The organism is Lunatibacter salilacus (assembly GCF_009797935.1).
Taxonomy (GTDB): domain Bacteria; phylum Bacteroidota; class Bacteroidia; order Cytophagales; family Cyclobacteriaceae; genus Lunatibacter; species Lunatibacter salilacus.
The window spans coordinates 178,555-191,674 of record NZ_VOLC01000003.1; the positions used below are offsets into that span (position 1 = coordinate 178,555).

Here is a 13,120-nt window from a genome sequence, read left to right on the forward strand (position 1 = left end):
GGGTGAGACCTGGTAGGCTTTTCCTGTACTTATTCAGGCAAAATAAATTTGATTGTAACAAAAAGTGAAAATTGAGGATAGATTAGTTGAACCTATATCAATTGCCCCGCTGGCCATTTTTAGAGTAGGTTTTGGTTTGCTTTTGTTTTTGGAGGGGGTAGGAGCCGTTGCTACCGGCTGGGTAAGAAATGCGTTTGTGGAACCTAAATTCACATTTTCCTTTATTCCATTTTCGCCTTGGTTGCAGCCCCTGCCGGGTGAAGGGATGGTATATTACTATGTGTTTATGGGCTCGCTAGGCTTTTTGGTTATGCTGGGTTTGTTTTACCGCCCAGCCATTCTGGGGTATTTTATCCTTTGGACGCTAGCCTATTGGATGCAGAAAACTAATTATAACAACCATTATTATTTGCTGGTTCTCCTTACCGGCATTGCCGTTTTTTTGCCCGCCAACAGGAGTTTTTCTTTGGATGTGGTACGGGGGGCGGTGAAAAAGCAAGATCTAGTACCGCAGTGGACTTCATGGGTTTTCGTAGGATTGCTTTGGATTGTATATACTTATGCCGCCATTGCCAAGATTCAGCCCGACTGGCTGCAGGCTATACCCATCAAGATTTGGTTTGCTAGTAAGGGGGATACATTTCTTGTAGGCCCTTTGCTGGTGACCGATTGGTTTCCCTATATAGTAGCGTATGGTGGAGTTTTGTTTGACGGTCTGATCATTCCGGCGATTTGGTGGTCCAAAACCAGAAAATTCGCCTTGGTAGTGGCTTTGTTTTTTCATTTATTCAACAGCTTGGTGTTTCAGATCGGGATTTTCCCCTATCTGATGCTTTTTATGTCCGTCTTTTTCTTTGACCCTAAGCAGGTCAGGCAGTTTTTTTTTCCCAAGGACAAACAGTTACCCTCCCAAACACCTGCGGAATATTATTCTCAACAGAAGCCGTATAAATTTTGGATTGTACCTGTGTTGGCCGTTTTTTTCACTTGCATGGTTTTGTTGCCCATCAGGCACCATCTGTACCTGGGGAATGTAAATTGGACAGAAGAAGGGCACCGTATGTCATGGCGGATGATGCTCCGGTCCAAATCCGGGAAGGCTAGCTTCAAGGCATTGTTGCCCAACGGAGAGGAAGTCACCCACTTGCCGCAAATGGACCTGACTCCCAAACAGGTAGCCGCGATGAGTACCCGTCCGGATATGGTATGGCAATATGCCCAATACCTTAAAAAGCAGTATCTGGACGAGGGACATCCTGAGGTAGCTATTTATGCGGATGTCTGGGCCAGTCTTAACGGGCGACCCTTTCAGCGCTTGATTGATTCGGAGGTTGACCTTGCGGGGGAAAGGTGGAAATACTTCGAACGTCATGATTGGATATTACCATTTCAGGAAGTACCGACGCCTTAAACCCGGAATGTGCATTAGAATTTCTGCTGCGGACCTAAAACGATTAAAAATCAGCCGCTTCGCTACACTTTTCGAGTTCACCGTAGGGCTGGCTACGCCTAACTCTCCAAATTGACTGATTTTCTTGCGTTTTAAGCCCTTCCCGACTTGGTCGGGACAGGCTGCAACGAACCCGAATACATAATCCGGGTTGAAAGCACGGTTTTTTTGTGAAGTATTATCTTACAATTTCACAACCCTGATTTTTTCTTTAGCTTTACGCATCTTAATCTACAAAACCTAGCCGATGAAAAATATTAACCCCACCACCACCCAAGCCTGGAAAAACCTTTCCGAATTAGCCAACCAACCCCTTCAGATCAGAGAACTTTTTAAGGAAGACAACCGATTTGAAAAGTTCCATGTCCGGTTCAAGGATATATTGTTGGACTTTTCAAAAAATCGGGTGAATGATGAGATTTGGGAAAACCTGCTGCTTCTTGCAAGCGAAACGGATCTTCAGGCAGCGGTAGAATCCATGTTTGGGGGGGAACCTATCAATGGCACGGAAAATCGGGCAGTATTGCATACTGCCTTGAGAAACCAAAGTGAGGAAGCTTTCTTCGTTGATGGCAAAAATGTCATGGGGGATGTCAACGAGGTGTTGGATAAAATGAAGATTTTTGCTGATAAGGTTTCCAAGGGAATTTGGAAAGGGTATACCGGAAAAACCATCAAGTCGCTGGTAAATATTGGTATTGGGGGCAGTGATCTTGGCCCAGTGATGGTTACAGAGGCGTTAAAACCCTACCAAAACCCCAATTTGGACGTTTATTTCGTATCCAATGTGGATGGCACACATATTACGGAGGTGTTGAAAAAGGTAAATCCGGAGACAACGATGTTTTTTATTGCTTCCAAGACATTTACCACGCAGGAGACCATGACTAACGCCCATACGGCCAGAGACTGGTTTTTGGAAAATGCCCACAATGAAGAGGAAGTGGCCAAGCATTTTGTTGCCTTGTCGACAAATGCTAATGCCGTAATGGAATTTGGTATCGATGTGGACAATATGTTTGGATTTTGGGACTGGGTGGGAGGCCGATATTCCCTATGGTCTGCCATAGGCCTCACTATCGCCTGTGCGATAGGTTTTGACAATTTCCGCAAACTTCTCGAGGGAGCCCATGACATGGACAAGCATTTCAGGGAAACTCCGGCTGAACAGAACTTGCCTGTTATTTTGGCGTTGATTGGCATATGGAACACCAATTTTCTAGGTGCTGCCTCCGAAACGATTCTTCCCTATGATCAATATATGCACCGCTTTCCCGCTTATTTCCAACAGGGGAATATGGAGAGCAATGGCAAGTGCATAGACCGGGAGGGAAACCGGGTTGATTATGCTACGGGTCCGGTAATATGGGGAGAGCCCGGCACCAATGGGCAACATGCTTTTTACCAATTGATCCATCAGGGTACGCAGCTTGTTCCCTGCGATTTCATTGCCCCGGCCATCTCGCACAATCCCATTGGGGACCACCATCTCAAGTTGATGTCTAACTTTTTTGCCCAGACTGAGGCACTGATGAATGGGAAATCATTGGAAGAAGTAAAGGTGGAAATGGAAAAGGAAGGCAAATCCCCAGAGGTGATTGAAAAGATTGCACCGCACCGGGTATTTGAGGGAAATCGGCCTACTAATTCTATCTTGGTAAAACAAATAACTCCGTACACCCTCGGAGCACTTATTGCCATGTATGAGCATAAGATTTTCGTGCAGGGGGTGATATGGAATATTTATAGTTTTGACCAGTGGGGAGTGGAACTGGGGAAGGTGTTGGCTAAGTCAATTCTACCAGAGTTGTCGGGCGAGGAGGAGGTCGACAGTCACGACGGATCTACTAATTCGTTGATTAATGCGTTTAAAATGCTTCGAAGGGGATGATTTATGATTTCAGATTCAAAATATCACACTGTAATAGGTTGGTTGTTATTAGGTTAATTGTTAATTATGGCTTGTGGGTGATGAATTATAGGTCCGAGCCGAAGATGCGGGACCAAACGATGGTAATAGGTGGGGCAATTTGAAATCTGCGTAACCGATATCAAAAAAACCGTTGGTTTTTTCCGGTAAATGCGCTTTTTTTACATCACTAAGAATAAATCTATGAAATTAAAATTACTATATACAAGCTTGGCATTGCTGGCTTTTTCCTGTGGGCCAAAAGAAGAGGTGATAATTTGTGAACCGGCAACTGTAGCCTTGGAACCATTGGATTCCATGGCACAAGCATTGGAATGGCCTGATGATTTATTGATTACTCCATTTACAGGCCCTGATATTACCCCCAGCCCAGCCAGCCTGGCAGTATCTCCGCATGGGGATGTATATGTAGGCGTGGATATGATGGGTTCTTTGGGAAAGAAGCCTGGGCTCGGAAAGATTGTAAAATTGGTAGACTGTAATCAAGATGGAATTGTTGACAGTTACACCACCTTTGCGGAGGTAGATAATCCCCGTGGCATCATTGCGTTAGGCGATCGTGTATTTGTATTGCATACGGTTTTTGGTGAGGACAGCATCGCTTCGGGGATGAATTTGGTCTATTTTGAAGATTTAGATGCCGATGGTGTCGCTGATGGTCCCTCAAAGCCCTTGATCGAACATATAAGCTCGCCGAAGTTTTTACAAGGTAGGGGAACGGACCACGCCACCAATGGTATCCGGTTGGGTATTGACGGCTGGATTTATATTGCGGTCGGAGATTTTGGTTTTCATGGAGCCATAGATCGGGATGGGACAACCCTCACCATGCTTGGAGGGGGAATACTGAGGGTTCGACCTGATGGTACGGAGATGGAAGTCTTCACCCATGGGCTACGAAATATTTACGATGTAGCCATTGATCCTTACATGAACATTTTCACCCGTGACAATACCAATGATGGAGGCGGCTGGAATATCCGTTTTAGCCATCAAATCCAATCTGGGGAATATGGCTACCCGGTATTGTTTAAGCATTTTACTGAAGAAATTATTCCCGGGTTAGTAGATGTGGGTGGAGGTTCCGGAACGGGTGCTCTTTTTATGGATGACCACCGTTGGCCGGAAAAGTATAACCAAGTTCCGATGATGGCAGATTGGGGCAGAAACCAGCTGTATATACACCGGGTCAAGACTGACGGACCCAGTTATACCCAAGAAGAAAACCCGTTTATAAAACTCCCCCAGATCACTGATCTGGATGTGGATGCATCCGGAAGAATGTATATGGCAGCCTGGGATGGTGCTGGCTACTCCGGAAATCCATCAAAGGGGTATGTGGTAAGGGCGGTACCTAAGGATTGGGAATATGAGGCTTTTCCAAATCTCAAAAGGGCATCGTTAAAGGATCTAACCCAACTTATGGCGTCGGGAAGCGCAACCGCAAGGCTGTATGCCCAGCAAGAACTAATTACTCGGCCAGCTAAAAAGGCTTCTGATGCTGCTTGGAAAATGATCACAGACGCTAAGCAGCCGTTATATGCCAGAGTGGCTGCATTATATGCTTTCACGCAGATTAACGAAGTTAAGGCAGTTGAAAAATTTCAGGAACTTTACAAAGATGCTGATTTAAGGGAGCACGTAATACGGGCCATGACGGATCGGAGAGAACTCGCCACCGCCGTTCCTGCCGATTTACTGATTGAATGCCTAAACAGTTCCTCTCCACGAATAAAATCTGCAGCGATCATCGCAATGGGTAGATCGGATAACGCAGAACTTGCCACAGAGTTAATAAAAGTTAACGTTCCTGAATCATTTAGGGCGCCTGTATGGCAGGAAGAGGGACCTCACGCTACACCAAATGCCGAAATTGTTCTTCCTCACTTAGCCGTTCGGGCATTGGTTAATCTCAATGCTAATGAAGTTTGTCTGTCTGAAGTAGGGGGAAACAACAGTACATTAGCGCTTTGGGCACTCCGGTATATGCACTCACCGGAAGTGGTTACCGGGTTAATTTCACATTATAGAAGTAGTGAAAGTGAAAAGTTGAAATCAGAAATACTGTTCACTTTATCAAGGCTTTACACCCAGGAAGCACCTTATGACGGATCATGGTGGTGGGGAACACGTCCTGATACACATGGGCCGTATTATAAATCAATTTTGTGGAGGGGATCCCAACCCATCAGAGAACTCTTCCAGGAAAAATGGTCTATGGGTAACAGTGACGAAAGGGCCACTATAGCCATGCTCAATGAAAAGAACAGAATGGGGATTACAGAATTTGGGGGTGAATTTACTGTTGCGGAAATGTTGGAAGAGCCTGACGTGGATTTGGAAAAAATCAAAAACCAAAAAGGTCAGATTGGGGATTCATCGATCGAGGATATTTTGCTTGCCATGCAGGAAATTGAAGGCAATCCCGCATTGGGAAAAAGTATTTTTGAACAACAAGGCTGTAGAGCCTGCCACAGTATTGAGCCAGGCGAAGCCATGAAAGGCCCCTATATGGGACAAATTGGAAGTATCATGACACGGGAGCAAATAGCCGAGTCGATCATCAAGCCTGATGCCTCAATTTCCCAAGGTTTTTCCACTGTGATGGTGGAAACGAATAGCAAGAAAACCTACGTTGGGTTCATCACGGAAGAAAGTGCTGAAAAAATTGTGATCCGAAATATAGTAGGCCAGGCGTTTACCCTACCTGCATCCGACATTGCAAGCAGAAGGGAAATGGAAAATTCCATGATGCCGGAAGGCTTGGCCAATTCGCTGTCTTATGAGGAATTTGCCTCTTTGATTACCTTTTTATTCCAACAAAAATAGTTAAAAAGCTAAGTATGAATTTTTCAAAACCGGACACCTATTGTCCGGTTTTGTTTTTTTATCTCTGATGGGTGCCTGATTGTTAAGGGTTTATGAATTGGTATGTTTTTGGTATACTCATTCTAATCTTAACAATAACTATATGAGGCTTTTTATGAATATAGTCCTGTGGGCTATTTTATTTGTCCTTTGCTGGCCAGTAGCACTACTTCTATTACTTCTCTATCCGCTAATTTGGCTGATTTTACTGCCTTTCAGATTATTGGGATGGGGTGTTGCCCTTACTTTAAGCATGATTGCCGCAGTATTTCTCTTCCCATTTACCCTTCTAAAGTAGCAGGCTTTTTCCGGTTACTGACTAAGACTAGGCCCAAGTATGTGATAGCGGCGTTTACTAGAAGAATCTCAAATCCAAACGCATACCCGTTAAACCAAACTTCGGAATATTGGTCGAGAATAAAAGAAAGCATGGGGCTTCCCAAACAGATATACGGAACCCATTTATCTGTGATGGCCACTTTCTGACTTAATCCAAAGGCGAAGAGTCCCAATAATGGTCCATAGGTAAAGCCTGCTGCTTTGAAAACCGCACCTACGACACTTCGGTCGTTTACTTCGTTGAACGCAACGATAGTTATAAAGACTAATAAAGTAAATCCAATATGGATCAGGAGGCGGGTTTTATTCTGGTTGAGATGTTTTTTCCCAGGCAAGTTGATGATGTCGATGCAAAACGACGTAGTCAATGCGGTGAGAGCCGAATCGGCACTGGAAAAGGCCGCCGCAGTGATCCCGAGTAGGAAAACAATGCCAGCCAAAGTTCCGAAATGATTCAGGGCAAGTGTAGGGAAGAGTTCATCCGTAGCGGCAGGTATCAGGATATCGAATTCTAATGCATAGAAATAAAGTAGGACACCAAGAGCTAAGAACAATAAATTGGAAATGAAAAAGGAGATGGAAAACCAAAGAATGTTCTTTTGGGCTTCCTTTTGGTTTCTGCAGGTCAGATTTTTTTGCATCACGTTTTGATCCAGACCGTTCATGGCTATGGTTATGAAAATTCCGGCGAGAAACATTTTAAAGAAGTTTTGACTGGAATTGCCCTCCCAGACCCAAATCTGGGACCGGTCACTTTCCCCAATCAGCGCAAGCATTTCCCAACCCCCTTTTCCCAACTGGTTGGCAATGACACCTATTGTGACGATCACGGCAGCAAGTAGGAATGCGGTCTGCAGCGTATCGGTCCACACGATCGTTTTGATCCCGCTTTTAAAGGTATATAGCCATATGAGTGTCATGGTGACAAAAACCGAGGCATAAAATGGAACTCCAAACGATTCAAAAAAAGCGATTTGAAGTACGGTAGCAGCCAGAAACAGTCTAAAGGAGGCACCAATGGTCTGAGATATCAAAAAGATCGTTGCCCCGGAAAGGTATGTTTTTTTTCCAAAACGGCTGCGAAGATATTCATAAATGGAAATCAGGTTAAGCTTATAAAAGAGGGGGATCAGGATCAAGGCTATGACTGCATAGCCAACCATATTTCCCATAACAAACTGCAAATAGGACCAATTCGTGTTGCCAACTTCTCCTGGGACGGATATAAAGGTGACTCCCGAAAGCGAGGCCCCAACCATGCCAAAAGCCACCAAAAACCAGGGTGATTGCCTGTTTCCTGTGTAGAAGGTAAGACTATCTGATTTGCGGGAGGTTAGATAACTAATTAGTATCAATAACAGAAAATATCCACTGATTACTCCAAAAACTAAAGTGGGGCTCATAAGGGTGTGTTTTTTCGCAAATAAAGAGTTGACACGAAATAAAGCGTCAAGATAAAGAATTTCTATCAGCTTGGATTATTCCAACGGATTAAATACCGTAACTTGCCGGATCATTATTTAGGAATGCAGTAGTTATGAATCGATTAATTTATTTGCGGCGTTACTACCCTTTGGGGTTGTTTGATATATGTTTTACACGTCGTTGGGTTTTAAGTCTATTATTTCTCTCAGCATTTGTGTTTAGATCTGCTGGACAGCATTCCTCTCCTCCCTTTTTGCACCTATCCCAGGATAAGGTAGAGTGGGTATCACAGATGTTTTCCTCGCTTAATACGGAAGAAAAGATTGCGCAGTTAATCATGGTTCCGGTGTATTCCAACAAGGATCAGGTTCATATAGACTCCATCAGCAGATTGGTTACGACCCATAAAATTGGGGGTATGATTTTTTTTCAGGGGGGACCTGTTAGGCAAGCGAACATGATCAACAGGTACCAGCAGGAATCAAAAATCCCCCTTATGGTCAGTATCGATGGAGAATGGGGGCTTGCTATGCGTCTGGACAGTACGGTGCGGTTTCCTTACCAAATGGCTCTGGGGGCCATTCAGGACAATAGTCTGATCTATGATATGGGGAAAGAAATTGCCAGTCAAACCAAGCGGGCGGGATTGCAGGTAAATTTTGCACCTGTGGTAGACATAAACAACAATGCTGCTAACCCGGTAATCGGATTTAGATCATTTGGGGAAGTCCAGGAAAACGTAAGTCTTAAATCCATTGCCTACATGAAGGGCATGCAAGATAACCAAGTATTGGCCTCGGCCAAGCATTTTCCCGGCCATGGGGATACGAATGTGGACTCCCATTATGGATTGCCAGTTATCCATTTTTCAAAGAAGCGTTTAGAAGACGTGGAGTTATACCCATTTAGGGAATTGATTAAGCAAGGCCTTGGCAGTATCATGGTTGCCCATATGCAGATTCCCGTGTTGGATGATACTCCGAACCTGGCATCAACCCTATCAAGGCCTATTGTGAATGGTTTGCTTAAGGAAGAAATGGGTTATGAGGGGTTGGTTTTTACCGATGCCCTAAATATGCAGGGAGTAGCGAAATTTTATGAACCGGGAGTAGTGGACGTGAAAGCCCTACTGGCAGGGAATGACATGCTGCTGAATACCATGAACGTTTCGGCGACCATCCGTGAAGTTAAAAAGGCATTGGATGCGGGGGAAATCACCATAGAGGAAATCGATATACGGGTCAAAAAGGTTCTCAAAGCTAAAGCTTGGCTTGGACTTGATAATTGGCAACCAATAGAAACACAATCGCTAATTCAAGATCTAAACAATTCCGAAGCGAAAAACCTAACCCGAAAACTGGTGGCTAATTCCTTGACACTATTGCGAAACACCAACGATTTGCTTCCAATTAAAAATTTGGGAGAAATTAAAATCGCATCCCTGGCCATGGGGGTAGGGGAGAAGACTTCTTTTCAAAGAGGGCTGGAGCGCTATGCACCTATTGAGCATTTTTTTCTATCCAAGGATGCCACTCTGGATGACTTAAATGTACTTAAAAAAGACTTGGACAAATTTGACATCATATTGGTTGGCGTTCATGGGCTACAGTTAAAGGCTGGCGGGTCAAATTTCGGGATTACTCCGGAGATGAACCTAATGCTTAAGGAATTAAATGCTACGAAAAAAATGGTAGTATCTGTTTTTGGAAATATATACAGTTTGGAAAGTCTGGTTGACCTCCCCCACTCCCATGGGGTGATCGGAGCGTATCAGGAAACTGAGGATACCCAAGACCTGGTCTCGCAGCTGATATTTGGAGGGATTGGAGCCAAAGGTAGGCTGCCAGTGACGGTTTCCTCCTATTTTAAAGTAGGGGCTGGATTGGATTCCCAAGGCGGAATTCGGGTGGCTTACTCATTGCCCGAAGATATCGGCATCGCATCTCATCAGTTGCAAGGTATTGATTCCCTGATTGAATTGGCAATTAGGGAAAAAGCCATTCCCGGTGCGCAAGTGTTGGTAGCCAAGGGCGGTCAGGTTTTTTATCACAAAGCGTTTGGAACCCATACGTATGATTCATTGCAGGAGGTGAAGTTGGACGATATCTATGATTTAGCTTCTTTAACTAAGGTTAGTACATCCTTGGCGGCTTTTATGTACTTGAAAGGGGAGGGTAGGTTTGATGAAAACCAAACCTTGGGACACTATTTCCCTATGGCACGGGGGACCAACAAGGAGGAACTGAAATATTCGGACATCTTGACGCACCAAGCGGGGTTACGGTCGTGGATTCCTTTTTGGCAAAGCACGGTCAGGAAAAGCGGAAAATTCAAGTGGTTTACAATGAAAAGTGACTCTTCGGCAAGATTTCCGATTAGGGTGGCTGACAACCTCTATATTCACCGTAATTATTCAAAAAGAATATATCGTGAGATTATGGATTCTCCGGTAGATCCGAGTCAGGGTTATGTGTACAGTGATTTATCTTTTATCCTGGCACCTGCCTTGGTAGAGGAAATTTCGGGGGTTCCATTTGAAGCTTTCCTCAGGAAAAACATCTTTGATCCGTTAGGTGCACAGCATTTGGTGTTTAATCCGTATGCAAATTATGAATTAGCTGATGTGGTTGAGACGGAGTATGATTCCCTATTCAGGAGGCAATTGTTGCATCGGACTGTCCATGATGAAGGTGCGGCGATGATGGGTGGAATTAGCGGACATGCAGGACTCTTTGGCAACGCCAATGATTTGGCAAAACTGATGCACCTCTACCTATATGACGGGAAATATGGAGATCAGCAGATCATTGGTCAAGGCATCGTACACCAATACGGCAAATGTGTGCATTGCGAGTCAGGTAATTACCGCGCCATGGGATTTGACAGGCCAAACCGTCCCGGCGACCCTTCCGGAAATGCAGCGCCGAGTGCGCCGGCTTCAAGTTTTGGACATACAGGGTTCACAGGTACCTATGCCTGGATAGATCCGGTTAACGACCTAGTCTATATCTTCCTATCCAATAGAGTAAATCCAACCAGAGAAAACCGAAAGCTGTACCAGTTAAATACCCGCACCAATGTAATGGAAGTGGTGTATCAGGCATTGAAAGCCAACGGGTTGTATGTAAAATGAGATTGAATGTCAATGGTTAATGGTTAATTATCAATTTATAATTCATGTCCCATATCTAACCCAATAACCATTTACTGTCACTTATCTCCATCAAGAAAGCAAAGATTAACATAAAAGCAAAGATTAACATAATCGGGTTTTGGCATAAAATGAATGGCACCACAACCATCCTGGCGGCCAAAACGAAAACTGAAATATGTCTTCTATACCTGGGGCTCCGCTGCCGCTACACCCCAGGCTACTGATTTCACCCCTTTGGGGCTATCTTGAATTGAGAATTCAACTAATCGTTCATACACCCCTAGTATCCACCCGTATCAATTCATAACCCATCATTTATCACTAATCCAATATCAATTTAAAATATTTCGGCCGTAGGCTATATTTCTACAATATTTCAATTTAGTATCCTATCAATATCCAATATCTACCAATATCATTTTTCCATATATCGGCCGTAGGCCTTATATCCACTATATATCGGCCGTAGGCCATATATCCGTCCCCACTCCCCAACTTCCACCTCTAGAAAAAAAATTGAATAACCGTCAATCTACATATTAGCCAGTTTTTCCTTAAGGTCTTTAATTTTATCCATCGTTAGCGGTTTGAAGATGTACCCGCTGACATAGTCATAGGCATTTGCCCTATCTATTTCATCCTGATTTATGGAGGAAGAAACAACAAAAATCCGTATACCATGGATGTCCATTCCCCTATTTTTAAATTCCTCTAAAAACTGCCAACCGTTCATAATAGGCATATTGATATCCAGAAGAATGACATTGGGAAGAGTTTCACCATTTTCAATTATCTTAGACAAACCATCTATTGCTTCTTGGCCATTTTTATAAAAGAGATTATCCTCAGAAAAGGAAGAATACTCAAATAATTTTTTAATCCCAAAATTATAAAGTGGGTCATCGTCTACTACACAGGCAATTTTTATTTCAGGCATAAAAGTTTTGGTTAAATTTATCAGCTTGCCAACACCAAATACAGGTTGTATTTTTAAAAGGAGTTTATCTACCTTAAATTACAATTTAATAATGAGAAGAAATGTAGGAAATTTTATTTAGGTATCCCAATACTAGGTTAAGAAAGGGGATATTAATTTTCAAAATTTCAAATTTCATTTATAGAAGATGTGAATAATAGGCCATATGTTGATTATAGTAAATAAAATTTTGGGAAGGGTACGCATCTTATTTTTTTTCGTTAATTTCGAAGGTAAAATAAAGCTAGATTAAATTCCCAACCTATGAAAAGACAGTATTTTCAAATCAGCTTGCTGCTGATAAGTTGCTTAGTTTGGTCATGTAGCCAACCGGCCTCAGACCAGCAGTCCAATGAAATGACTTCACCAGATAAAACAGCTACAATGGATAAACCATTATTAAGACACGTAGTACTCTTTAAGTTCAAAGATGAAACTTCCGCTGAGGATGTCAAAAAAGTGGAGGATGCCTTCATAGCCCTAGGAGATCAGATTCCAGAAATCCGGGATTTCGAATGGGGTACAAACAACAGTCCTGAAGGTCTGAACAAAGGCCTTACCCATTGTTTTTTTGTAACGTTCGAAAGTGAGGAAGACAGGGAGATTTATCTTCCCCATCCAGCGCATAAAGCCTTCGTGGACGTGCTTAGTCCCCACCTAGACGACGTTACAGTCGTAGATTATTGGGCAAAATAGAAAAAAGCGGTAAGATTATCTTACCGCTTTTTTTTTAATACTATTTTTATAAGATCCACAGGACGTTGTATTTTTTTCCAATCCACTTCTATTTCGATACCCAACATATATTCAGCCTCGAAAATTAAGCCATAGACAAAAATTTCATCCATGTTTAAGTGGTGGTAGAAGTTTTTTTCTTTGAGATTTCCTGTAAGATGTATGCCATAACTACGGAAAAGCATTATAAGCTTTCTGAATTTTATGATTTTCTTCACTTAGAAACACTTTGTAGGATAATGA

Annotated in this window: 8 protein-coding genes; 5 read left to right on the top strand and 3 right to left on the bottom strand. The window is 43.2% G+C overall.

Annotation, left to right across the window (positions count from 1 at the left end; translation table 11 throughout):
• Positions 1–64 precede the first annotated feature (64 nt).
• The 3 genes from FQ608_RS05745 to FQ608_RS05755 all read left to right on the top strand — a co-directional run bounded on the left by FQ608_RS05745 (position 65) and on the right by FQ608_RS05755 (position 6,209).
• A complete protein-coding gene (locus FQ608_RS05745) occupies positions 65–1,411 on the top strand; it encodes an HTTM domain-containing protein (protein ID WP_234364082.1) in 1,347 nt (448 codons plus the stop codon).
• A gap of 286 nt (positions 1,412–1,697) precedes the next feature.
• The gene (gene pgi / locus FQ608_RS05750; RefSeq protein ID WP_158856867.1) at positions 1,698–3,341 is read left to right on the top strand and encodes a glucose-6-phosphate isomerase; all 1,644 of its coding nucleotides are present in this window, start codon (positions 1,698–1,700) and stop codon (positions 3,339–3,341) included.
• Positions 3,342–3,563: 222 nt separating this feature from the next.
• Complete coding sequence (locus FQ608_RS05755; protein ID WP_158856868.1) at positions 3,564–6,209, top strand: DUF7133 domain-containing protein; 2,646 nt, start codon at positions 3,564–3,566, stop codon at positions 6,207–6,209.
• A gap of 320 nt (positions 6,210–6,529) precedes the next feature.
• On the opposite strand, the gene FQ608_RS05760 is transcribed toward FQ608_RS05755, so the two are convergent.
• Positions 6,530–7,990 (bottom strand): sodium:solute symporter, encoded by a 1,461-nt coding sequence (locus FQ608_RS05760; RefSeq protein ID WP_158856869.1) that lies wholly within the window; start codon positions 7,988–7,990, stop codon positions 6,530–6,532.
• A gap of 236 nt (positions 7,991–8,226) precedes the next feature.
• Here FQ608_RS05760 and FQ608_RS05765 point away from each other — a divergent pair, with 236 nt between their 5' ends.
• Positions 8,227–11,145, top strand: coding sequence for a glycoside hydrolase family 3 N-terminal domain-containing protein (locus FQ608_RS05765; RefSeq protein WP_234364083.1), 2,919 nt, complete (start codon positions 8,227–8,229; stop codon positions 11,143–11,145).
• Between the two features lie 553 nt (positions 11,146–11,698).
• On the opposite strand, the gene FQ608_RS05770 is transcribed toward FQ608_RS05765, so the two are convergent.
• Positions 11,699–12,103: a response regulator gene (locus tag FQ608_RS05770; RefSeq protein WP_158856871.1), complete on the bottom strand. Its 405-nt coding sequence runs from the start codon at positions 12,101–12,103 to the stop codon at positions 11,699–11,701.
• A gap of 396 nt (positions 12,104–12,499) precedes the next feature.
• On the opposite strand from FQ608_RS05770, the gene FQ608_RS05775 reads away from it, so the two are divergent.
• Positions 12,500–12,838, top strand: coding sequence for a Dabb family protein (locus FQ608_RS05775; protein ID WP_234364098.1), 339 nt, complete (start codon positions 12,500–12,502; stop codon positions 12,836–12,838).
• A 20-nt stretch (positions 12,839–12,858) separates the two neighbouring features.
• Here the strand turns inward: FQ608_RS05775 and FQ608_RS05780 are convergent, their stop codons facing one another.
• Entirely contained in the window at positions 12,859–13,095 is a 237-nt protein-coding gene (locus FQ608_RS05780; RefSeq protein WP_234364084.1) for an acyl carrier protein, read from the bottom strand.
• Positions 13,096–13,120: the final 25 nt, after the last annotated feature.

What these genes read in the sequence shown, in the direction of transcription:
- pgi (WP_158856867.1), top strand. Translation starts at nt 1,698, where the DNA reads ATGAAAAATATTAACCCCACCACCACCCAAGCCTGGAAAAACCTTTCC.
- FQ608_RS05755 (WP_158856868.1), top strand. Translation starts at nt 3,564, where the DNA reads ATGAAATTAAAATTACTATATACAAGCTTGGCATTGCTGGCTTTTTCC.
- FQ608_RS05760 (WP_158856869.1), bottom strand. Translation starts at nt 7,990, where the DNA reads ATGAGCCCCACTTTAGTTTTTGGAGTAATCAGTGGATATTTTCTGTTA.
- FQ608_RS05770 (WP_158856871.1), bottom strand. Translation starts at nt 12,103, where the DNA reads ATGCCTGAAATAAAAATTGCCTGTGTAGTAGACGATGACCCACTTTAT.
- FQ608_RS05775 (WP_234364098.1), top strand. Translation starts at nt 12,500, where the DNA reads ATGACTTCACCAGATAAAACAGCTACAATGGATAAACCATTATTAAGA.